We start from the raw sequence: 21,841 nt of genomic DNA on the forward strand, positions 1-21,841 counted from the left end.
GGAGAGGACGGCGCCGGTATGGGCTGGGTAACCGACTGGAGTGCGCAGGCGGCCTGCCGCACTACCGATCCAGATGAGCTGTTCGTTCAAGGAGCAGCACAGAACAGGGCGAAGGCAGTGTGCACCGGATGTCCGGTACGCACGGAGTGCCTCGCCGACGCGCTCGACAATCGCGTCGAATTCGGCGTGTGGGGTGGCATGACCGAGCGGGAGAGGCGCGCACTGTTGCGCCGGCGGCCCACCGTCACCTCGTGGCGACGCCTGCTCGAAACCGCGCGCACGGAGTACGAGCGCGGCGCGGGCCTGCTGCCCCTCGACGAGGAAGAGGTGTACGAGCGTTACTTGGCGGTGGGCTGAGGGCGTTTCCTCAGACCACCGCGGGCCTCTCAGGACACCGAGGGCGCCGCGCCAGGTCAGAACACGCAAGGCGCCGCGTCAGGCGCTGGTTTCGGGCAGCTCCGGCCGACCGGCCGCGAGCCGGTTCCCGATGTCCCGCAGCCCTGCCAGGTCGTGTACGTCGCCGGGCAGCGCCGCCACTTCGGCCACCGCCACCTCGGGGTGGAGGGCGGTGAAGCGGTCACGTGTGCGCTGCTCGCGGGAGAGCAGTTGCATGCGCTCGGCGTGCAGCCTCAGCAGGCCTGCGGTGAGTTGTTCGACGGTCCGGCCGGTGTCGGCGGCGGCCCCGTGCGCGGCGACGTTCCCGTTCGCGGTGGCAGTTTTGTCCGTGGTGACGGTCCTGTCCGTGGCGGCGGGGGAGCCTTGGTCGGGATCGTCGGGCGCGGCGGGAGCCGGTGCTTCGGAAGCGGGAGATTCTGAACGGTCGTACGTGTCGGGAGCGTTACGAAGTCCAGCCTTCCCGCCCCCCTGATCGACAATGCGAGCCTCGTCAAGATTTTCCGCGCCTTCGAGGTCGTGATTCTCCGCGGCGACCGGTGCGGCGTTTTCCGCGGCGAGGAGGTCATGATTCTCCGCGGCGACGAGTCCGAGGTTCTCCGCGGCGGCGAGCGCCCGCTCGGCCGACAGCTGAGCGGCGCCGCTTCCGTGCACCCGGTTGAGCACCAGGCCGGCGAACGGCATGTCCTCGGCCGCCAGCCGCTCCACGAAGTACGCCGCCTCACGCAGTGCGTCCCGCTCCGGGGCCGCCACCACCAGGAAGGCCGTGCCGGGTGCCTGGAGCAGCTTGTACGTGGCGTCCGCGCGCGTACGGAACCCGCCGAAGGTCGTGTCCATCGCGGCCACGAAGGTCTGTACGTCCTTGAGGAGTTGTCCGCCAAGCAGCTTCCCCAGGGTGCCGGTCATCAACGACATCCCGACGTTCAGGAACTTCATCCCCGCGCGCCCGCCCAGCTTCGCCGGCGCCGTCAGCAGGCGGATCAGCCGTCCGTCCAGGAAGGAACCGAGCCGCTTGGGCGCGTCCAGGAAGTCGAGGGCCGAGCGGGACGGCGGGGTGTCGACGACGATCAGGTCCCAGTCGCCCCTGGCCCGCAGCTGCCCCAGCTTCTCCATCGCCATGTACTCCTGCGTGCCTGCGAAGCCCGCCGAAAGCGACTGGTAGAAGGGGTTGTTCAGGATCGCGGCCGCTCGGTCGCGGTCCGCGTGCGCCTCGACGATCTCGTCGAAGGTGCGCTTCATGTCGAGCATCATGGCGTGCAGTTCGCCGTCCCCCTCGACGTCCTTCACCCGGCGTGGGGTGTTGTCCAGGGAGTCGATGCCCATCGACTGGGCGAGGCGGCGTGCGGGGTCGATGGTGAGCACGACGACCTTGCGGCCGCGTTCGGCGGCGCGCAGCCCCAGCGCCGCCGCCGTGGTCGTCTTGCCGACGCCGCCCGAGCCGCAGCACACCACGATGCGGGTCTTCGGGTCGTCGATCAGCGGATCGACGTCCAGGAGGCGTGCGGCGTCCAGCCCGCGGGAGGAATCCTGCGCGTGGGCGGATTCCTGCGCGTGGGCGGAATCCTCCGTGTGGGCGGTGTCGTGTGCGCGGGCCGGGTCCGAACTCATGAGATCCCTTGCTGACGCAGTTCCTTGGCAAGTTCGTACAGGCCCGCCAGGTCCATTCCCTCGGCGAGCAGTGGCAGTTCGTGCAGCGGCAGGCCCTGTTCGGTGAGCACGGCCCGCTGTTCGCGCTCCAGGGTGTGCCGCTCGGCGTACTCGGCGGCCTCTTCGAGGAGCGGGTCCACCAGCCGCTCGGCGAGCCCGCCGCGACGGGCGCCGCCGAGTCCGGCCGCGGAGAGCGACTTGGCGATGGCGGTACGGGGGGCGGCGGCCGTGAGTTCCAGATCGGCGTCGTCCAGCAGCGCGGGACGCACCATGTTCATGATGATCCGTCCCACCGGCAGCTTCGCGGCCCGCAGTTCGGAGATGCCGTCGGCGGTCTCCTGGACGGGCATCTCCTCCAGGAGCGTCACCAGGTGAACGGCCGTCTCCTTGGACTTGAGGACGCGCATGACGGCCTGTGCCTGATTGTGTATCGGGCCGATCTTGGCGAGGCCCGCCACCTCGTCGTTGACGTTCAGGAAGCGGGTGATGCGTCCCGTGGGCGGCGCGTCCATGACCACGTAGTCGTACGCGAACCGCCCGCTCTTGTCCTTGCGGCGGACGGCCTCGCAGGCCTTGCCGGTCAGGAGAACGTCGCGCAGACCGGGCGCGATGGTGGTCGCGAAGTCGATGGCGCCGAGTTTCTTGAGGGCGCGGCCTGCGCTGCCCAGTTTGTAGAACATCTGGAGGTAGTCCAGAAGGGCCAGTTCGGGGTCGATGGCCAGGGCGTACACCTCCCCGCCCCCGGGAGCGACGGCGATTTTCCGCTCGCCGTAGGGCAGCGCTTCTGTCTCGAAGAGCTGCGCGATGCCCTGTCTGCCCTCGACCTCGACGAGGAGAGCGCGCTTGCCCTCCGTCGCGAGGGCGAGCGCGAGGGCGGCGGCTACCGTGGTCTTGCCGGTACCGCCCTTGCCGCTGACGACCTGGAGCCTGCTCACGTATTCGAGCCTAACCAGTCGGCCGCGGTACTAAGCAGGAGGCTGTGGACAAGGTGTGGGTAAGGCGGCGTACGAGGCCCGCGGAAGGGCGCCCGTGACAGCCGCTACAGTCGCCCGTATGACCAAGTGGGAATACGCAACCGTGCCTCTGCTCGTCCATGCCACGAAGCAGATTCTGGACACCTGGGGCGAGGACGGCTGGGAGCTCGTCCAGGTCGTGCCCGGGCCGAACAACCCCGAGCAGCTGGTGGCCTACCTGAAGCGGGAGAGGGCATGAGCGGCGCCGTCGAGTCCAAGCTGGCGGAACTCGGGCTGACGCTGCCCGACGTGGTCCCGCCACTGGCCGCGTACCAGCCCGCCGTGCAGTCCGGCGTGTACGTCTACACCGCGGGCCAGCTCCCGATGGTGGAAGGCAAGCTTCCGCTCACCGGCAAGGTGGGCGCGGAGGTCACGCCGGAGGAGGCCAAGGACCTGGCCCGCATCTGCGCGCTGAACGCGCTCGCCGCGGTCAAGTCCGTCGCCGGAGACCTGGACCGCATCGCGCGTGTGGTGAAGGTCGTCGGCTTCGTCGCCTCCGCCTCCGACTTCACCGGCCAGCCGGCCGTCCTCAACGGCGCCAGTGAACTCCTCGGCGCGGCCCTCGGCGACAAGGGCGTCCACGCCCGCAGCGCGGTCGGCGTGGCGGTCCTCCCGCTGGACGCACCGGTGGAGGTCGAGATCCAGGTGGAGCTTTCCAGCGCGTCCGGCGTTTGAGGACGAGCGCGTTCAGCGCGAATAGGGGATCTGGGGGCAGAGCCCCAGGTACCAGGTACGGGTCGGGTAGGGGCGGAGGGGCGAGAAAACTCCTGGTCCCGCCCCGACCGCCGGGCAGACGGATCCCCAAGGGTCACTCGAACATCCGCCCGGCTCGGGATAGCCTCCGCCCATGGCGAATGGGCAGTGGTTCCCACCGGAGTGGCCCGACCGCATCCGCGCGCTCGCGGAGGGCACGCTCACACCGGTCACCCCGAAGCGGGCGGCCACTGTGATGCTGCTCAAGGACGGGCCGACCACCCCCACCGTCCACATGCTGCGCAGACGCGCCTCCATGGCCTTCGCCGGAGGCGCGTACGCGTATCCGGGCGGAGGCGTCGACCCACGCGACGACGAGCAGCACATCCGCTGGGCGGGCCCCACGCGCGCGTGGTGGGCGAAGAGGCTCGGTGGCGACGAGACCTCCGCCCAGGCCATCGTCTGCGCGGCGGTCCGGGAGACGTACGAGGAGGCGGGCGTCCTCCTCGCGGGCGCCACCCCTGACACGGTCATCAGCGACACCACGGGCGACGAATGGGAGGCGGACCGCGCCGCCCTGGTCGCCCGCGACTTCTCCTTCGCGGAGTTCCTGGACCGCAGGGGACTCGTCCTCAGGTCGGACCTGCTGGGAGCCTGGGCCCGCTGGATCACCCCGGAGTTCGAAGCCCGCCGCTACGACACGTGGTTCTTCGTGGCCGCCCTCCCGGAGGGGCAGCGCACCCGCAACGCCTCCACGGAGGCCGACCGCACGGTATGGATCCACCCGGCGGACGCGGCAGCCTCGTACGACAAGGGCGAGCTGCTGATGATGCCGCCGACCATTGCGACCCTTCGCCAGCTCACCGCGTACGACACCGCCGCCGACGCCCTCGCCGCGGCGCCCGCCCGCGACCTGACCCCCGTCCTGGCCAGGGCCCGCCTGGAGAACGGCGAAGTGGTCCTCTCCTGGCCCGGCCACGACGAGTTCACCAAGCACATCCCGACCGGTGGAGCCCCCGCATGACCGACGCAGCCGCTCTCCCCGGCCAGCCGCGGGGCGGGGTGCTCTCCGGCCCCGCCACCACGCGAGCCGTCAACGTCCTGGCCCCCAACGCGTCCGCGATGACCCTGGACGGCACCAACACCTGGATCCTGGCCGAGCCGGACTCCGAACTCGCGGTGGTGATCGACCCGGGGCCCTTGGACGACGTACATCTGCGCAATGTCGTGGATACGGCGGAGAAGGCGGGCAAGCGGATCGCGCTGACCCTGCTCACTCACGGGCACCCCGACCACGCCGAGGGGGCCGTACGGTTCGCCGGACTCACGGGGACGAAGGTGCGGGCGCTGGATCCGGCGCTGCGGCTCGGGGACGAGGGCCTTGGCGCGGGCGATGTGATCACCACGGGCGGCCTTGAGCTGCGTGTCGTGTCCACCCCCGGTCACACGTCCGACTCGCTGTGCTTCCATCTCCCGGCCGATCAGGCGGTCCTGACCGGGGACACCGTCCTGGGCCGCGGTACGACCCTGGTGGCCCACCCTGACGGTCGGCTGGGCGACTATCTGGACTCCCTGCGGCGCCTGAGGTCCCTGACGGTGGACGACGGCGTCCACACCGTCCTGCCGGGCCATGGGCCGGTCCTCGAAGACGCCCAGGGCGCCGTCGAGTTCTACCTCGCCCACCGCGCCCACCGCCTCGCCCAGATCGAGACGGCGGTCGAGAGCGGCTACCGGTCGACGTCCGAGGTCGTCGCGCACGTGTACGCGGACGTGGACCGCTCCCTGTGGCCCGCGGCCGAGTTGTCGGTACGCGCCCAGCTGGACTACCTGCGCGAGCACGGGCTCATCTAGGGACCTACTCCTGGTCGGGCCTCGGGGCTTTGACGCCGTGCACGCGCGCGTACTCCTCGACGAGCCATGGCCCGAGGTCGTCGACGTAGGACCGCAGGACGGCGAGGTCGCCGCTGGGCTCGTACCCGAGGACGGCCGCCTCTCGCATCCCGTCGGCCCGCTCCGGGTAGTACGCGGCGAACGCCTCGGCCATCTCCCTCAGGTCGCTGGTCCAGCCGTTCCAGCGCGGCATGACAAGCGTGAATCCGGTCCGTACGAGATGGCGCGACATGTAGCGCACGAGCGGTCGCCGGGCCTCCTCCGCATCGGCGGCACCGGCGATCCGCTCGCGCCAGCGCGCCAGGAACAGCGCGAGGTCGCCGTTCGTCTCGCGGGCGAGCAGCGAGTCGGGGCGGTAGCGCGGCAGATACTCGGCCAGGTCCTCGCCCAGGAGGCGCGTACAGAGGCATGCGACGAACCAGCCGAGGTCGTACGTCTCCAGGTCGCTCAGCAGCCGTGTACGGCTGACCAGGAGCGTTCCGGAGCCGTCGATCTGTGGGAACTCCTTGTCCAGCGCACCGTCGAGCGAGCGGGCGTCCGCACGGTCCTCCTCGGTGGGCTCCTCGCGCAGGACGAGCAGCAGGTCGAGATCGCTGCGCCCCACGCGCGCGGTGCCGCGCGGAAGCGACCCGTAGAGGTACGTGCTGTTGAGCCGCGCCCCGAAGGTGTCGAGGAGCCGGTCGCGTGCCGTGGCCACCACGGGCCGGAACTCCCTCGGAATCAGTCCGAGAGCGCCCTCGGGCGCGATGTAGCCCTGGGCGTCGAGCCCCTTGTTCCGCATGGCACCACTGTGCAGCCGACCGCGGTAGGGGGTCATGTCATTTCCAGCGGAACACGCGTACGCGCCGGGTGGTGCGCGGCGCTGTGCAGACCACGGCGAGGCAGTCGCCGGAGACGACGAGGCGCGCCCGGAAGCTGTGGCCGGGCAGCGAGCGCTCGGCCACGACCCGGCCGTCGGCGGGATCGAGCACCGTCGCCCGGTCGCCGTAACCGTTCAGGACCAGGAGGTAACCCCGGCGGACCAGCGGGAAGATCGTGCCGCCGTACGTGCTGGACCACGACCAGCGGAACTCGCCCGTGGCGGTGGAGAACACGCGGAGGCTGCTTCCCGTGTGCTCCTGGCCGTCCGGCCGGGGCGGGACGAGTTCGCGACGGCGAGCGCATCGCCGACGGTCACCGGGTGCTCCCCGAACGCCTCGTACGGGGGTACGTGGGCCGGTGGCGGTCCCTTGTGCGGCCGGGGCAGTTCGACAGCCCGCTCCGCGCTCGCGCTCATCACATGGAGCCTGCGGGGAGCGGGATCCGCGGGGCCGACGGTGGACACGACGACGGGCTCGGCCGCCAGGACGGAGGCGTCCGCCCAGCCTTCCAGGAGTGGCCGCTCCCACTGGAGGTCTCCGGTGTGCGCGTCGAGAACCCGGATCGTGGTCTCCGTGTCCCCGGCGCGGCTACGGGCGGTCGCGACGCGGCCACCGCCGAGCACCACTTCGCGGGCGTCCGCGGAGACGGACCCCAGCTCGTCGGCGCGCTGCGCGCGCGTCCAGACCGCCGAGCCCGTGCGGAGGTCAAGCCCGGTGAGGTGGACGTGCCACGCGTCGCTGGTCTCGTCGTGGCCGGCCTTGTCGCCGTGGTGCAGTACGACAGCCACGCCGTCCGCGGTGTCCTGCGAGACGTGGGCGACCACGTGGTCGCCGTCGCCGGGCGGCTGCCGGCTCCACAGGGCTTCACCGGCCGTCAGCCCGTACGCCCGTACGCCCGTACGCCGTCGAGGCGGGCCACCGTGAGGGTCCCGTCCACCGCCCAGGCGCCCAGAGGCGCGCCCGGGTTGCCCTTCTCCCGCCCGCCGCTCCACAGCTGCTTCGCCGCCGCCGGTCCTCGCCGCCACCGGCGTTTCGCCGGCTGCCCCGTCCAGACCGACTCAGGCGCCCTGTCCTCGTGCACTCCCGCCCCCTTGCTCCCCACCCGGCGATACAAGAAGGGCCCCACCGTGCGGCAGGGCCCTTCAGTAAGAAGTCGTGCGACAGACGTACGACAGACGTGCGACAGAAGTACGGCCGGTGTGACGCGTATGGCTAGCGTGACCGCTTCGCGAGCCGCTCCACGTCCAGCAGGATCACGGCGCGTGCCTCCAGGCGGAGCCAGCCGCGGCCCGCGAAGTCGGCGAGGGCCTTGTTGACCGTCTCGCGGGACGCGCCGACCAGCTGGGCCAGCTCCTCCTGCGTGAGGTCGTGCACGACGTGGATGCCCTCTTCGGACTGCACGCCGAAGCGGCGGGAGAGGTCGAGAAGCGCGCGGGCCACGCGGCCGGGCACGTCCGAGAAGACCAGATCGGACATCTGGTCGTTGGTCTTGCGCAGGCGCCGGGCGACGGCGCGCAGCAGGGCGGCGGCCACCTCGGGCCGTGCGTTCAGCCAGGGCTGGAGGTCGCCGTGGCCGAGGCCCAGCAGCTTGACCTCGGTCAGCGCGCTGGCCGTGGCCGTGCGCGGACCCGGGTCGAACAGCGACAGCTCGCCGATCAGCTCACCGGGGCCGAGGACGGCCAGCATGTTCTCGCGGCCGTCGGGTGAGGTGCGGTGGAGCTTCACCTTGCCCTCGGTGACCACATAGAGGCGGTCCCCGGGGTCGCCCTCATGGAAGAGAGCGTCACCGCGCGCGAGGGTCACCTCACTCATGGAGGCGCGGAGCTCCGCGGCCTGCTCGTCATCGAGCGCCGCGAAGAGCGGGGCGCGCCGCAGAACGTCGTCCACGAGTTCTCTCCTTGTCGACCTGCTCAGGGGATCTTGCTCCCCCTTGGTACCAGGGGACCGTGTTCCCCATCTTGCCGGACGGTCCAAACAGTGTGATCAGTCACAAGTCTGCCGCACTGGAGTCCCGGGCAGTGCGGCAGGGGGCCAATTGGGGGCCGATCTTCAGGGTCCGCGGCGGATGTCAGTACCGGGCTTTAGGCTGGCCGGGTGTCCAAAACGCCGGTGAGAGCACAGGCCAAGGGGGCTGGGCGGGTGGTTGTACGTCGTGATTCCGCTGTGGGCGAACAGCCCACGGACGGTACCAAGAAAACGACAAAGGAGGCAAAGCGGGCGCCGGCAACGGCAGACGCGCCCGCCAGGAAGCCTGCCCAGAAGGCGACGGCAGCCGCCAGGAAGGCGACGCCGGCAAAAGCGACCCCTAAGAAGGCGACGATTACGACCAGCAAGCCGGCGGCCGCCAAGAAGGCAACGGTTACGGCCAAGAAGCCGGACCCCGCCAAGAAGGCGACGACTACGACCACCAAACGGGCCTCCGCCAAAAAGGCGACCCCCGCCAAGAAGGCACCCCCTGCCAAAAAGGCGACCCCAGCCAAGTCCCCGCAACAGGCCCCCGCGCCAGACACCGCTCTCGTCCGCCGAGCCCGCCGCATCAACCGCGAACTCGCCGAGGTGTATCCGTACGCCCACCCGGAGCTGGACTTCGAGAACCCCTTCCAACTGGTCGTCGCCACCGTCCTGTCGGCGCAGACGACCGACCTGAGGGTGAATCAGACGACCCCGGCGCTCTTCGCCAAGTACCCGACCCCCGAGGACCTGGCCGCGGCCAACCCGGAAGAGGTCGAGGAGATCCTGCGCCCCACGGGGTTCTTCCGGGCCAAGACCAAGTCGGTGATAGGGCTCTCCAAGGCCCTGCGGGACGATTTCGGGGGCGAGGTCCCCGGCCGTCTCGAAGACCTCGTCAAGCTCCCTGGAGTGGGCCGCAAGACCGCTTTCGTGGTGCTCGGCAATGCCTTCGGGCGTCCCGGAATCACCGTGGACACCCATTTCCAGCGCCTGGTGCGCCGCTGGCAGTGGACCGAGGAGACGGAGCCCGACAAGATCGAGAGGGCCGTCGGCGCGCTCTTCCCGCAGAGCGACTGGACGATGCTCTCCCATCACGTGATCTTCCACGGCCGCCGTATCTGCCATGCCCGCAAGCCCGCCTGCGGCGCCTGCCCCATCGCGCCGCTCTGCCCGGCGTACGGAGAGGGTGAGACGGACCCGGAGAAGGCGAAGAAGCTCCTGAAGTACGAGAAGGGCGGCTTCCCCGGCCAACGCCTCAACCCCCCGCAGTCCTACCTGGACGCGGGCGGCATCCCGGCGCCTCCGCTGGGCACACCGCAGGGCACCGGATGACGGCTCTCACCGGAGAGATCGCACGGCACCGGGGGACGGCCATCACTGGAGACACCCTCCGGCACCGCATGACGGAACGAACACGGCACCGGCAGGCGTTGGGATCAGCAGAACGGGGGTGGCGATGACGCACGCGAGCAACACGCACGACGGTCGCTTGGAGAGCGATACGCAGGGCGCCCCGGTGGCGCTGAGCAAGGACGGCCTGCCCGACTGGCTCGACCCGGTGGTGCGCGCCGCCGAGTCGGTGGAGCCGCTCCAGCTGAGCCGCTTCCTGCCGCCGAGCGACGGCGCGGGGCGCCAGTCCGCCGTGCTCATCCTGTTCGGCGCGGGCGAGCGCGGCCCCGAGCTGCTGCTCATGGAGCGCGCCACCTCCCTGCGATCCCACGCAGGACAGCCCTCCTTCCCGGGTGGCGCCCTCGACCCCGAGGACGGCGACCCGCAGACCGACGGGCCGCTGCGGGCCGCTCTCCGCGAGGCCGAGGAGGAGACCGGGCTCGACCCGAGCGGCGTCCAGCTCTTCGGCGTGCTGCCCAAGCTCTACATCCCGGTGAGCAGCTTCGTCGTCACGCCCGTCCTTGGCTGGTGGCGCCGCCCGACACCGGTGGGCGTGGTCGATCCGAACGAGACGGCGCGGGTCTTCACCGTCCCCGTGGCGGATCTCACGGACCCCGCCAACCGCGTCACCGCCGTGCACCCGAGGGGTCACCAGGGTCCGGCATTCCTGGTCGAATCCGCCCTCGTCTGGGGCTTCACGGCGGGCATCATCGACCGGATCCTGCACTACGCGGGCTGGGAGCTGCCCTGGGACCGCGACAAGCAGGTCCCGCTCGACTGGCGCGCATGACAGGGTGGCCCCCGTGCTGTGTCCTCCTGGGGGACGCCGCACCCGTCAGCGGCTGTGCCGCGGGCCAGACCCCCAGCCGAGACGGAGTGACCGCAGAGCGATGAGGCGAGGCTGGAAGCAGTGAACGTGCTGGACATCCTGTTGCTGGTCGCCGCCGTGTGGTTCGCGATCGTGGGCTATCGCCAGGGCTTCGTCGTCGGCATCCTCTCCGTCATCGGCTTCCTGGGGGGCGGCCTGGTCGCCGTCTACCTGCTCCCGGTCATCTGGGGCGCGTTCACCGACGACGCCGAGGTCAACACGACGGCCGCCGTCGTCGCGATCGTCGTCGTCATCATCTGCGCCTCCGTGGGCCAGGCCCTCACCACCCACCTCGGCAACAAGCTGCGCCGGTACATCACCTGGTCCCCGGCCCGCGCCCTGGACGCGACGGGCGGCGCCCTCGTCAACGTCGTGGCGATGCTTCTGGTCGCCTGGCTGATCGGCTCGGCCCTTGCCGGGACGACGCTGCCGACGCTCGGCAAGGAGGTCCGCAGCTCCAAGGTGCTGCTCGGGGTGTCCCGTGCCCTGCCCAACCAGGCCGACACCTGGTTCGCCGACTTCTCCTCGGTCCTCGCGCAGAACGGCTTCCCGCAGGTCTTCAGCCCGTTCGCCAACGAGACCATCACCGAGGTCCAGCCCCCCGACCCGGCCCTCGCCGACAGCCCCGTCGCCGCGAGCGCCCAGAAGTCCATCGTCAAGGTGATGGGCACCGCCCAGAGCTGCGGCAAGGTCCTCGAAGGCACCGGCTTCGTCTTCGGTGACCGTCGCGTGATGACCAACGCCCACGTGGTCGGCGGAGTCGACGAGCCCACCGTCCAGATAGGCGGCGAGGGCAGGAAGTACGACGCCAAGGTCGTCCTCTACGACTGGCAGCGCGACATCGCCGTACTCGACGTACCGGACCTGAACGCGCCGGCCCTCCGGTTCACGACCGACGACGCGGTCAGCGGCGACAGCGCGATCGTCGCCGGCTTCCCGGAGAACGGCGCGTACAACATCCAGCCCGCGCGGGTGCGCGGCCGCATCAAGCCCAACGGCCCGGACATCTACCACCGGGGCACGGTGCGCCGCGACGTCTACTCGCTCTACGCGACCGTCCGCCAGGGCAACTCGGGCGGCCCGCTGCTCACGCCCGAGGGCAAGGTGTACGGCGTGGTCTTCGCGAAGTCGCTCGACGACGCCAACACCGGGTACGCGCTCACCGCGGACGAGATCCAGGAGGACATCACCAAGGGGCGCACCGCGAACCAGCAGGTGGACAGCGACAGCTGCGCGCTCTGACACCGGTCAGCCGGCGACCGATGATCCACCCGCAGCCCGCAGCCCGCAGCCCGCAGCCCGCAGCCCGCAGCGCGTCCCCGGCCCAGCCCGGCCGAGAGGCTCGTACGCGGTCCGGTCGTGAGGTGTGTCGGTGGTTCAGCCGCGAGGATGGCGCAGCCGCACCGAGACCCAGCGGGCTCGGCGCCGCAGAATACGTGGGATCCCCACTCGGAGGTCCGTGCCCGGCAACGGCGGGGTGCTCCTCTGCTGGGAGCTCAGGCCCGCGGCCGAGCGGCGAGTGCGTGCTGTGTCACTGAAGTCGTGCGTCCAGCCCATACCCCGACGTCTGCCCCCGCCCCAAGGTCGATAACCACCCCCAGGGCCCCCAATTGGCCTATGCGTAAGGCATTTGGCTGTTCGTAGGACAAGCGTTCCGGTTCGGATGCCGGGCACCCGAGCGGCCCAGCCCGGACGGCCTCACCGGTCGGGCTCGGGATCCTTCAGCCAGTTGACCAACTCGGTCGAGAACGCCACCGGGTCCTCCTCGTGCGGGAAGTGTCCGAGCCCGTCGAACAGCCGCCACCGGTACGGCGCTTCGACGTACTCGCCGGAGCCCGCGGCACTGCGCGTACGCATCACCGGGTCGAGCGAGCCGTGCAGATGCAGCGTCGGCACCCGAACCGGCCGCTTCATACGCCGGTTGAACTGGATTCCGTCCGGGCGGGCCATGGACCGCACCATCCACCGGTACGGCTCGACCGCGCAGTGCGCCGTGGAGGGGATGCACATGGCCCGGCGGTACGTCTCCACGGCCTCGTCGTCCGGCAGGCTCGGCCCCGACCAGTCCCGTACCAGACGGCCCACCAGGGCGCCGCCGTCCGCGACGAGTTGCCGCTCGGGAACCCACGGCCGCTGGAACCCCCAGATGTATGAACTCGCGGTCGTCTGCTTGACGTCGGAGAGCATGGCGTTGCGCCAGCGCCGGGGATGCGGCATCGAGGAGACCGCGAGCCGGCGTACGAGCTTGGGGCGCATCACGGCCGCCGTCCACGCCAGATACCCGCCCAGGTCATGCCCGACCAGCGCGGCGTCGGGCTCGCCGAGGGACCGTACGACCCCGGTGATGTCGAGTGCGAGGTTGGCGGGGTCGTAGCCGCGAGGCGTGCGGTCGCTGCCGCCGACGCCTCGCAGGTCCATGGCCACGGCGCGGAAACCCGCGTCGGCGAGCGCCACCAGCTGATGGCGCCAGGTCCACCAGAACTGCGGAAAGCCGTGCAACAGCAGGACGAGCGGCCCGTCGCCCATCTCGGCGATGTGAAAGCGCGCGCCGTTGGCGGCGACGTCCCGGTGGATCAGTTCCTGTCCGCCGGGGATGTCGAGGCGTACGACCGAAGTGGGTTGCGCCGAAGGTGTGGCGGGGTCCGTCATGAGGACGAGCGTGCCACAGCCTCGATGGCCTCGGGCGCACGATCCTGTGCGGGCAGCTCGCGGGGGTGCGGCTTGGCGTTCTGCAGGACGCCCGCCGTCTCCTTCACCGAGGCCGCCACCTTCTGCGGGCCCTTGCTCTTCTTGGCCTTCTTCGCGAAGACCACGCCGATCAGCGCGAGCCCTACGGCGAGGAGTACGTTCGCCGCGAAGGAGAGCAGGAAGCAGAGCGCCAGATTCCAGTGACTCCAGGTCCGGATGCCGTACGCCAGGGCGAAGCTCAGCATCGGCAGCGAGAAGATCAGCACCGCGCCCGCCACCGCGAACGCGCCACCGCTGATCGCCCCGCGCTTCACGTCCTGCTTGAGCTGCGCCTTCGCCAGCGCGATCTCGTCGTGCACCAGCGAGGACATCTCGGTCGTCGCCGAGGCGAACAGTTGGCCGATGCTGCGTTCGGCGCCGACCGGACTGCCGTCGGGTGCACTCATCGCGGTCTCCCTCTCCTGCATGTTTGTACGGTCGTGTCAGATCATGCCGGACCGTCGTCCTCCTCGCTTGCCCCGCCCGTCACTTCGGCAAGCCTTCGGTGCTCGGCGGCCTTGCGCTCGTAGATCTCGGCCATGCGCAGGTGGTACTCCGGCTTGTCCTGCTCGTAGATGTCGGGGATGCCGTCGAGGTCGTCGTCGCGCTCCTCGGCCTCGACCAGCCCCCGGTACTTGGCGTTGCGTACCTTCAGCAGCGTTCCGGCGCACACGGCCGCGATGAGGGAGCCGACGAGCACGGCGGCCTTGACCTCGTCGGTGAGCACCGGGTCGCCGTCGAAGGCGAGTTCGCCGATCAGCAGCGAGACGGTGAAGCCGATGCCCGCGAGGGAGGCGACGGCGAAGACGTCCGGCCAGGCCAGGTCGTCGCTGAGCGAGGCCCTGGTGAACCGGGCCGTCAGCCAGGTCCCGCCGAAGATGCCGACCACCTTGCCGATGACCAGCCCGAGGACGACACCGAGCGTCTCGGGCCGCTGGAAGACATCCCCCAGTACGCCTCCCGAGACCGCGACCCCGGCACTGAACAGCGCGAACAGCGGCACCGCGAGCCCGGCCGACAAGGGTCGTACGAGATGTTCGACGTGCTCGCCGGGGGAGTGCGGCTCGCCCTCGTGCCGGGTGCAGCGGAGCATCAGGCCCATCGCGACCCCGGCGATGGTGGCGTGGATGCCGCTGTTGTACATCAGCCCCCAGATGACGAGGGCGAGCGGAACGTACACGTACCAGCCGCGTACGCCCTTGCGCAGCAGCAGCCAGAAGACGCCGAGGCCGACCACCGCGCCGGCGAGGGCGGCGAAGTTAAGGTCGGCGGTGAAGAAGACCGCGATGATCAGGATCGCGAAGAGGTCGTCGACGACGGCGAGCGTCAGCAGGAAGGCGCGCAATGCCGACGGCAGGGACGTACCGATGACCGCGAGGACGGCGAGCGCGAACGCGATGTCCGTCGCGGTGGGCACCGCCCAGCCGTCCAGGGAGCCGCCCCCCAGCACGTTCGTGAGGGTGTAGACGAGCGCCGGGACGGCCATCCCGCACACGGCGGCGGCGACCGGCAGCAGGGCCGCCTTCGGGTCCCGCAGATCTCCGGCCACCAGCTCGCGCTTGAGTTCGATACCGGCGACGAAGAAGAACACGGCGAGCAGTCCGTCGGCGGCCCAGTGCTGGAGGGAGAGGTCCAGCCCGAGCGCGCCGGGGCCGACGTGGAAGTCCAGGACGGTCCGGTAACTGTCCTTGAGCGGTGTGTTCGCCCAGATCAGCGCCGCGATCGCGGCCACGAGCAGCAGTACGCCGCCGACGGTCTCGGTGCGCAGCGCGTCCGCCACGAAGGTCCGCTCGGGCAGGGACAGCCGGCCGAGGAACTTGCGGTTGGGGCTGTGGGGCGCGGGGGCGGGCACGAGGAGACCTCCGGTCGGGCGGGCAGGGCGAAGCACATGCCGACCAGACTTCCCGGCGCACCTTGAGGATCTTGTCGCGTCGTTGACGCGGTACTCAGCCTACCCAAGGTGCGGCGGGACCTATCCGGTGATCTTCACGGTAGGGGGAAAAGGGGGAATCGGCGCGTCTGTCGCCGGGGGACGTGGCTGTGGGGACGCCGCACGGCGCCCCCACACCAACGAGGCGATCAGTCCTCGGTGGGCGCCGCCGGCAGCTTCGCCTGGATGAGGTCCATCACCGTGGAGTCCGTGAGCGTGGTGACGTCACCGAGCTCCCGGTTCTCCGCGATGTCACGCAACAGACGCCGCATGATCTTGCCGGAGCGGGTCTTCGGCAGCTCGGCCACCGGCAGCACCCGCTTGGGCTTGGCGATCGGCCCGAGGACCGTGCCCACGTGATTGCGAAGGTCCGCCACCAGCCCCTCGTCCTCGGCGGAAGCGGTGCCTCGCAGGATCACGAAGGCCACGATCGCCTGCCCGGTCGTCTCGTCCGCCGCGCCCACGACCGCCGCCTCGGCGACGGAGGGGTGCGAGACGAGCGCCGACTCGACCTCGGTCGTCGAGATGTTGTGCCCGGACACCAGCATCACGTCGTCCACGCGGCCGAGGAGCCAGATGTCCCCGTCCTCGTCCTTCTTGGCCCCGTCCCCGGCGAAGTACTTCCCCTCGAACCGAGACCAGTACGTGTCGAGGAACCGCTGGTCGTCACGCCAGATGGTCCGCAGCATCGACGGCCACGGCTCGGTGAGCACGAGGTAGCCGCCACCCCCGTTGGGCACTTCCTGCGCCTCGTCGTCGACGACGGTCGCCGAGATACCCGGCAACGCTCGCTGCGCGGACCCCGGCTTGGTCTCCGTCACGCCCGGCAACGGCGAGATCATCATCGCGCCGGTCTCGGTCTGCCACCAGGTGTCCACGATCGGCGTCCGGTCGCCCCCGATGTGCTTCCGGTACCAGATCCAGGCCTCGGGGTTGATCGGCTCACCGACCGAGCCGAGTACCCGCAGCGACGACAGATCGAACTTCGCGGGGATGTCGTCGCCCCACTTCATGAACGTACGAATGGCCGTCGGCGCCGTGTACAGGATCGTCACCCCGTACTTCTGCACGATCTCCCAGAACCGCCCCTGGTGCGGGGTGTCCGGCGTGCCCTCGTACATCACCTGCGTCGCGCCGTTCGAGAGCGGCCCGTACGTGATGTACGAGTGCCCGGTGACCCAGCCGATGTCGGCCGTGCACCAGTACACGTCGGTCTCCGGCTTGAGGTCGAAGACGGCGTGATGGGTGTACGAGGCCTGCGTGAGGTAGCCGCCCGAGGTGTGCAGGATGCCCTTCGGCTTCCCGGTCGTCCCGGACGTGTAGAGGATGAACAGCGGGTGCTCGGCCTCGAACGCCTCTGGCGTGTGCTCGGCGGACTGCCGCTCGACGATCTCGTGCCACCAGACGTCACGGCCCTCGGTCCAGGCGACCTCCTGCCCGGTACGACGCACCACCAGCACCTTGTCGACCCCGTCGACCCGGCTGACCGCGTCGTCGACGGCGGGCTTGAGCGCGGCCGGCTTGCCGCGCCGGTAGCCACCGTCGGAGGTGATGACCAGCTTGGCGTCCGCGTCCTGGATGCGGGTCGCGATCGCCTCCGCGGAGAACCCGCCGAACACGACCGAGTGCGCGGCGCCGATCCGGGCGCACGCGAGCATCGCGACGACGGCCTCGGGGATCATCGGCAGATATACGGCGACCCGGTCGCCCTTCTCGACTCCCAGCTCGGTCAGCGCGTTGGCGGCCTTGCTGACCTCGTCCTTCAGCTCGGCATAGGTGATGGCCCGGCTGTCCCCGGGCTCACCCTCGAAGTGAAGGGCGACCCGGTCGCCGTTCCCCGCCTCCACATGCCGGTCCACGCAGTTGTACGCGACGTTCAGCTTGCCGTCCTTGAACCACTTGGCGAACGGCGGATTCGACCAGTCCAGCGTCTCGGTCGGCTCGGTGGCCCAGGTCAGCCGGCGGGCCTGCTCGGCCCAGAAGCCGAGCCTGTCAGCCTTGGCCTGCTCATACGCCTCCGCCGTGACGTTGGCGTCCGCGGCCAGGTCGGCGGGCGGCGCGAACCTGCGCTCTTCTTTCAGCAGGTTGGCCAGGCTTTCGTTGCTCACGACATCTCCCTTTCCCAGGGTGTCCGTTGTGTCCCAGGCCACAGCTCATCAGACCCGGGGGCCCGATGACAAGGGCCGATCGTAAATTGGTTTAGACCTATTGAGGGCCAGCGGGCTGGAGGGGCCGGCGGCCGGGTGCCCTTCAGGAGGCCGCACTCTGGATCACGTACGGCCCAGCGGTCGGGTTCACCCGGTAACGCTTCCCGGGCCTCGGCCCAAGAACAGCCGAAGTGCCCCTGAAGCGAAGGAGACCACGAGTGGAACGGATACGGGGCGGCCCCGCCGCCGCGGCACGTGACCCACAGCTCTTCGAAGAGTTCTACCGGTGCCACGTCGACGCGGTGACACGATTCGTGGCCCGGCGTGTCGCCGACCCGCACACAGCCGCCGACCTGACCGCCGAGATCTTCCTCGCGGTCCTGGATTCCGCCCACACCTACCGGCCGGGCCTCGGCAGCGAGATCGCCTGGCTGTACGGCATCGCCCGCAACGTCGTGTCCTCGGAGCGCCGCCGGATCGCTCGGGAGACCCTCCGTGATCAGCGGATCTCGGGCCGGCGTCTCCTTGACGCCGACGACATCGCCCGCCTTGAGGACAAGCTCGACGCCGAGAGCCCGGGCCGACGCGCACTCGCGGCGCTCGACCGGCTCCCGGAAGGCGAACGGGCCCTCCTGGAGCTGATCACCGTCGACCAACTCACCCTCCCGGAGGCCGCGTCCGCACTCGGCATCCGTCAGGTCACCGCCAGAGTCCGCCTGCACCGAGCCCGAAAGCACCTGCGCGCGGAGGACGATTTCGCCGCTGATCCCACACCCGAGTCCACACCCAAGGCATCACCTACGTACGTATCCGAGGCAACAGGGGGAGAGGCATGAGCACCAGGACGACCTTCGAGGACCGACTGCTGAACGAACTCCAGCGCGAGATCGAACTGCGCGAGGCCGGACCCGGCGAGCTGGGCGCCGGTGAGGTCCGGCTCCGCGCAGTCGGACTCCGGCTCGGCGAGGCCGTGCCGAGTGAGGCGCCCGCCCGGGTGCGTGGTCTGGTCACCCGGCCGCGCATCGCCCTCGCCGCCGGGGCCTGCGCGGCCGCCGCGCTCGCCGTCGTACTCGTACCCGGCTCACCCGCCGACTCCACCGCGTACGCGGTGGAGAACCACGACGACGGCAGCGTCTCGCTCACCCTCAACGACCTCTCTCCCGGACGCGGCGCCCAGCGCGAACTCGCCGAACGACTGCGCGAGAACGGCATCCACGTCGACATCCAGGACCTCGACGACACTCACATCTGCGAGCAGCCGCGCGGCCAGTCCATCCCGGGGAACTTCGACATCCGAGGGGCCACGGAAGGCGGGGCCCACATCAAGGAGGGGGGGCCCGAGGCGGGGGTGCGCGCCGCATCCCACCTGGACGCCTGGAAGATCACGCTCCACCCCGGTGACACCCTGGCCTTCGAGAACCACGCGTACGACGCCCCGAAGGGCAGCATGGTGTTGGCCGCGAACTTCTACGCGGTCAAGGGCACCATCAAGCCCTGTGTACCGGTGGAGACCGCCAAGCCCGCCCTGGAAGGGGTGGACGTCCACTCATCCGCGACCCCGCCGGGACGGTAACCGGTACGTGGTGCGCGACCCCGCAGACCGGGGCGGGGCCGCGCACCACGGTGAGGCCCTGCGGGACTGCGGACGGGGCATCCCTGAGGCGGCGGACGAGGTCACGTGTCGCGGTGGGCGAGCCACCTGAGGCGGCGGACGAGGTCACGTGTCATGGCGGGCGAGCCACCTGAGGCGGCGGCGGAGGTCACGCGGGATGCCGCAGTTCCTCCTCCACCACTCCGACGTGGTCGAACAGCTCGGCCCCCTCGCGGTCGGTCAGCAGATACGCCTGCGCCTCGCCCACGTGGAAGTACATCCCGTGCAGTTCGAGTGCGCCCTCCCGCAGGGCCTGCGCCACGGACTCGTACGCCCGCAGATGCTCCAACTGCTGCACCACGTTGGTCAGACAGAGCTGCTCCACCGCGTCGGCGGGTGCCCGCCCGGCCAGTCGTGCCCACGGCCGGTCCTTGGCGGCCATCCGCTCCAGGCTCGGCAGCCCGTGCCGCAACCACCGCTTGAGCGGCGTCACCGCCCCTCCCGGCTCCGCGTTCATCAGGGCCTGCATCGCACCGCACCCGGAGTGCCCGCACACCGTGATGGACCGCACCTTCAGCACGTCCACCGCGTACTCGATCGCCGCGGCCACCGAGTCGTCTCCGCTCTCCTCCCCGGGCAGGGGCACGAGATTGCCCACGTTCCGTACGACGAAGAGGTCGCCCGGGCCACTGGAGGTGATCATCGACGTGACGAGCCGCGAGTCGGCGCAGGTCAGGAACAGCTGCGCCGGCCGCTGCCCTTCCCTGGCCAGCCGCGCCAGCTCACCCCGCACCAGGGGCGCGGTGTTGCGCTGGAACGCGCTGATCCCGCGCGCCAGTTGGTGCCCACTCGGACCGTTCACCCCGGAGGGCCCGGAAGGTCCAGAGGGCCCGGTGGAGTCCTCCGTTCCAACCGTTCCAACCGTTCCAGCCGGTTCACCCGGAGGCGTGGACTTCGGGCTCGCGGAGGTCTCGCAGTGGTGGTTGCGCCAGGGCGTCCAGGGCCGGCAGCGGCAGTGGGCGGAGCCCGTGGGCTCGGTGATCCGGCTGCCGGTCCGTCCGGTCAGCTCGACCGTGCCGCCCTGTGCGCAGTGTGCGTTCTGCCAGTCCTGCAACGTCTCGTACGCCGCGTGGTCCATGAAGGAGCTGTCCAACTCCACGAACGCGTCGGCCCCGTGAGGCACCTGATGCAGGGCACGGCTGAGCCGCGGCACCGCGAGGAACGTCAACTGCCCTCGTACGTGTACGTAATGGGTTCCCTCCCTCTCTTCGTGCGTGATGCGGGTGCGGGCGAGGCGGTGCATGGCGACCACGATTCCCACCGCGACCCCGAGGACGACGCCCTCCAGAACGCCGAGGAGGACGACGCCGGCGGTGGTGACCGCGTACATCAGCACCTCACGGTGGCGGGTGACCGTGCGGATGTGGTGCAGGGACACCATCTGGATGCCGACGGCCATCACCAGGGCGGCGAGCGATGCGAGGGGGATCAGCTCCAGGATCGGGACCATCAGCAGCGCGGCAATTACTACGAAAACGCCGTGCAGCATCGTGGAGTTCCGGCTCACGGCGCCGGCTTGGACATTCGCGGAACTTCGTACGGCGACCCCGGCGACCGGCAGTCCGCCGAGCGCGCCGGAGACGATGTTGGCGACGCCCTGCCCGCGCAGCTCCCGGTCGAGGTCGGAGCGGCCCACTCGCGGCCGCACCTCGGGCCGCCTCGCCACCAGCTTGTCCACGGCCACGGCGCCGAGCAGCGACTGCACACTGCACACGAGCGTGACGGTGAGGACGGAGGCAGCGATCCCGAGCACCGGTCCCTCGGGCAGCCCGGCCAGTGCGTGGCTGCTCCAGGACGGCAGGTCGACCTTGGGCAGGGTCAGCCCGGCGAGCGAGGCGGTCGCGGTGGCCCCGGCGACGGCGACGAGCGCCGCCGGGATCCTGCGCAGCAGCCGTCCCACCCGCCCGGGAATCCGTGGCCAGGCGAGGAGGAGCGCCAGGGTCAGCGCGCTCATCGCCACCGCCGCGGGATGGACGTTCGCCAACTGGTCCGGCAGTGCGCGGACGTTGGCCAGGACGGAGCTCTGCGGAGTACCGCCCAGCACGATGTGCAGCTGGGCGACGGCGATGGTCACGCCGATGCCGGCGAGCATGCCGTGCACGATCGCGGGGCTGACGGCGAGCGCCGTACGGGCCACCCGTAGGTGGGCCAAGCTCAGTTGGGTGATGCCGGCGAGGACGGTGATGGCACAGGTCGTGCGCCATCCGTAGAGATGGATGAGCTCGGCGGTGACGACGGTGAGCCCGGCGGCGGGCCCGCTGACCTGGAGGGGTGAGCCGCCGAGCCGTCCGGCGACGAGTCCGCCGACGGCGGCGGCCACCAGGCCCGACTGGAGCGGCGCGCCGGTGGCGAGGGCGATGCCGAGGGACAGGGGCAGGGCGATCAGGAAGACCGCGATCGAGGCCGATAGATCGGCGCCCGCGATACGGAATCGGCGGGGCGGCGTCGGCGGGGGGCTGTGGGGCTGGTGGATGCGCTTCGGCCGAGTCGAGTCGGCGGCGCGGGTGGGGACGCAGGCAGTCATGGTTCCCGTCTCCTCCGGGGCAGCGCGGTCGCGGAACAGGTGGTCCTCCGCCGGGGAGGCGGAGGGCGGGTCGCGGCCGTGGGTCACGGCGTGCAGCGGCGGGATTTTCAACGCTCGGTAAACGGATCGTAATGCAGAGTAAAGGCTTCGTGCGGAAAA

23 protein-coding genes are annotated in these 21,841 nt (G+C 70.5%); 10 read left to right on the plus strand and 13 right to left on the minus strand.

Going from position 1 to position 21,841, the window contains the following annotated elements:
• The first annotated feature begins 18 nt into the window (after window positions 1-18).
• The gene (locus ACIPC1_RS16135; RefSeq protein ID WP_365430232.1) at window positions 19-357 is read left to right on the plus strand and encodes a WhiB family transcriptional regulator; all 339 of its coding nucleotides are present in this window, start codon (window positions 19-21) and stop codon (window positions 355-357) included.
• Between the two features lie 78 nt (window positions 358-435).
• Here the strand turns inward: ACIPC1_RS16135 and ACIPC1_RS16140 are convergent, their stop codons facing one another.
• Together ACIPC1_RS16140 and ACIPC1_RS16145 are read right to left on the minus strand one after the other, a co-directional pair.
• Entirely contained in the window at window positions 436-2,001 is a 1,566-nt protein-coding gene (locus tag ACIPC1_RS16140; RefSeq protein ID WP_402517280.1) for an ArsA family ATPase, read from the minus strand.
• Complete coding sequence (locus tag ACIPC1_RS16145; RefSeq protein ID WP_402517282.1) at window positions 1,998-2,975, minus strand: ArsA-related P-loop ATPase; 978 nt, start codon at window positions 2,973-2,975, stop codon at window positions 1,998-2,000. Before ACIPC1_RS16145 ends, ACIPC1_RS16140 begins: the two co-directional genes overlap by 4 nt.
• Window positions 2,976-3,093: 118 nt before the next feature.
• On the opposite strand from ACIPC1_RS16145, the gene ACIPC1_RS16150 reads away from it, so the two are divergent.
• From ACIPC1_RS16150 to ACIPC1_RS16165, 4 genes are all read left to right on the plus strand, one after another.
• A complete protein-coding gene (locus ACIPC1_RS16150) occupies window positions 3,094-3,252 on the plus strand; it encodes a DUF4177 domain-containing protein (protein ID WP_073492664.1) in 159 nt (52 codons plus the stop codon).
• The gene (locus tag ACIPC1_RS16155; RefSeq protein WP_402517285.1) at window positions 3,249-3,728 is read left to right on the plus strand and encodes a RidA family protein; all 480 of its coding nucleotides are present in this window, start codon (window positions 3,249-3,251) and stop codon (window positions 3,726-3,728) included. The genes ACIPC1_RS16150 and ACIPC1_RS16155 overlap by 4 nt, the downstream gene beginning before the upstream one ends.
• Window positions 3,729-3,900: 172 nt before the next feature.
• Window positions 3,901-4,770, plus strand: a complete 870-nt coding sequence (locus ACIPC1_RS16160; protein ID WP_402517287.1) for an NUDIX hydrolase — start codon at window positions 3,901-3,903, stop codon at window positions 4,768-4,770.
• The gene (locus ACIPC1_RS16165) at window positions 4,767-5,597 is read left to right on the plus strand and encodes an MBL fold metallo-hydrolase (RefSeq protein ID WP_402517290.1); all 831 of its coding nucleotides are present in this window, start codon (window positions 4,767-4,769) and stop codon (window positions 5,595-5,597) included. The genes ACIPC1_RS16160 and ACIPC1_RS16165 overlap by 4 nt, the downstream gene beginning before the upstream one ends.
• 4 nt (window positions 5,598-5,601) lie before the next feature.
• On the opposite strand, the gene ACIPC1_RS16170 is transcribed toward ACIPC1_RS16165, so the two are convergent.
• From ACIPC1_RS16170 to ACIPC1_RS16190, 5 genes are all read right to left on the minus strand, one after another.
• Window positions 5,602-6,417 (minus strand): nucleotidyltransferase domain-containing protein, encoded by an 816-nt coding sequence (locus ACIPC1_RS16170; protein WP_402517291.1) that lies wholly within the window; start codon window positions 6,415-6,417, stop codon window positions 5,602-5,604.
• Window positions 6,418-6,454: 37 nt separating this feature from the next.
• Entirely contained in the window at window positions 6,455-6,607 is a 153-nt protein-coding gene (locus ACIPC1_RS16175) for a hypothetical protein (protein WP_402517294.1), read from the minus strand.
• Between the two features lie 23 nt (window positions 6,608-6,630).
• A complete protein-coding gene (locus ACIPC1_RS16180; RefSeq protein WP_402517656.1) occupies window positions 6,631-7,440 on the minus strand; it encodes a PQQ-binding-like beta-propeller repeat protein in 810 nt (269 codons plus the stop codon).
• The gene (locus tag ACIPC1_RS16185; protein WP_402517676.1) at window positions 7,371-7,577 is read right to left on the minus strand and encodes a hypothetical protein; all 207 of its coding nucleotides are present in this window, start codon (window positions 7,575-7,577) and stop codon (window positions 7,371-7,373) included. The genes ACIPC1_RS16180 and ACIPC1_RS16185 overlap by 70 nt, the downstream gene beginning before the upstream one ends.
• Window positions 7,578-7,708: 131 nt before the next feature.
• The gene (locus ACIPC1_RS16190; protein ID WP_016642758.1) at window positions 7,709-8,383 is read right to left on the minus strand and encodes a Crp/Fnr family transcriptional regulator; all 675 of its coding nucleotides are present in this window, start codon (window positions 8,381-8,383) and stop codon (window positions 7,709-7,711) included.
• A gap of 276 nt (window positions 8,384-8,659) precedes the next feature.
• On the opposite strand from ACIPC1_RS16190, the gene nth reads away from it, so the two are divergent.
• From nth to ACIPC1_RS16205, 3 genes are all read left to right on the plus strand, one after another.
• Window positions 8,660-9,778, plus strand: coding sequence for an endonuclease III (nth, locus tag ACIPC1_RS16195; protein WP_402517295.1), 1,119 nt, complete (start codon window positions 8,660-8,662; stop codon window positions 9,776-9,778).
• A gap of 124 nt (window positions 9,779-9,902) precedes the next feature.
• Window positions 9,903-10,625: an NUDIX hydrolase gene (locus ACIPC1_RS16200; protein WP_402517298.1), complete on the plus strand. Its 723-nt coding sequence runs from the start codon at window positions 9,903-9,905 to the stop codon at window positions 10,623-10,625.
• A gap of 120 nt (window positions 10,626-10,745) precedes the next feature.
• Entirely contained in the window at window positions 10,746-11,945 is a 1,200-nt protein-coding gene (locus tag ACIPC1_RS16205; protein WP_402517301.1) for a MarP family serine protease, read from the plus strand.
• Window positions 11,946-12,080: 135 nt separating this feature from the next.
• Here ACIPC1_RS16205 and ACIPC1_RS16210 read toward each other — a convergent pair whose 3' ends face one another.
• The 5 genes from ACIPC1_RS16210 to acs all read right to left on the minus strand — a co-directional run bounded on the left by ACIPC1_RS16210 (window position 12,081) and on the right by acs (window position 17,510).
• Entirely contained in the window at window positions 12,081-12,260 is a 180-nt protein-coding gene (locus ACIPC1_RS16210) for a hypothetical protein (RefSeq protein ID WP_402517303.1), read from the minus strand.
• 141 nt (window positions 12,261-12,401) lie between these two features.
• On the minus strand, window positions 12,402-13,352 hold the full coding sequence (locus ACIPC1_RS16215) for an alpha/beta fold hydrolase (RefSeq protein WP_402517306.1): 951 nt from the start codon (window positions 13,350-13,352) through the stop codon (window positions 12,402-12,404).
• Complete coding sequence (locus ACIPC1_RS16220) at window positions 13,349-13,837, minus strand: phage holin family protein (RefSeq protein WP_384392627.1); 489 nt, start codon at window positions 13,835-13,837, stop codon at window positions 13,349-13,351. The genes ACIPC1_RS16215 and ACIPC1_RS16220 overlap by 4 nt, the downstream gene beginning before the upstream one ends.
• Window positions 13,838-13,878: 41 nt before the next feature.
• A complete protein-coding gene (gene nhaA, locus ACIPC1_RS16225; RefSeq protein ID WP_402517309.1) occupies window positions 13,879-15,282 on the minus strand; it encodes a Na+/H+ antiporter NhaA in 1,404 nt (467 codons plus the stop codon).
• A gap of 227 nt (window positions 15,283-15,509) precedes the next feature.
• Window positions 15,510-17,510: an acetate--CoA ligase gene (gene acs / locus ACIPC1_RS16230; RefSeq protein ID WP_402517311.1), complete on the minus strand. Its 2,001-nt coding sequence runs from the start codon at window positions 17,508-17,510 to the stop codon at window positions 15,510-15,512.
• Window positions 17,511-17,725: 215 nt separating this feature from the next.
• Here acs and ACIPC1_RS16235 point away from each other — a divergent pair, with 215 nt between their 5' ends.
• Complete coding sequence (locus tag ACIPC1_RS16235) at window positions 17,726-18,343, plus strand: RNA polymerase sigma factor (RefSeq protein WP_402517313.1); 618 nt, start codon at window positions 17,726-17,728, stop codon at window positions 18,341-18,343.
• Window positions 18,340-19,080, plus strand: coding sequence for a hypothetical protein (locus tag ACIPC1_RS16240; RefSeq protein ID WP_402517316.1), 741 nt, complete (start codon window positions 18,340-18,342; stop codon window positions 19,078-19,080). Before ACIPC1_RS16235 ends, ACIPC1_RS16240 begins: the two co-directional genes overlap by 4 nt.
• A 187-nt stretch (window positions 19,081-19,267) precedes the next feature.
• Here ACIPC1_RS16240 and ACIPC1_RS16245 read toward each other — a convergent pair whose 3' ends face one another.
• Window positions 19,268-21,682 carry a bifunctional SulP family inorganic anion transporter/carbonic anhydrase gene (locus tag ACIPC1_RS16245; RefSeq protein ID WP_402517319.1) on the minus strand — a complete coding sequence of 805 codons (2,415 nt, stop codon included), beginning with the start codon at window positions 21,680-21,682 and terminating at the stop codon, window positions 19,268-19,270.
• Window positions 21,683-21,841: the final 159 nt, after the last annotated feature.

The sequence above is a fragment of the Streptomyces sp. NPDC087263 genome (assembly GCF_044744645.1).
In the GTDB taxonomy this organism is placed as follows: Bacteria; Actinomycetota; Actinomycetes; order Streptomycetales; family Streptomycetaceae; genus Streptomyces.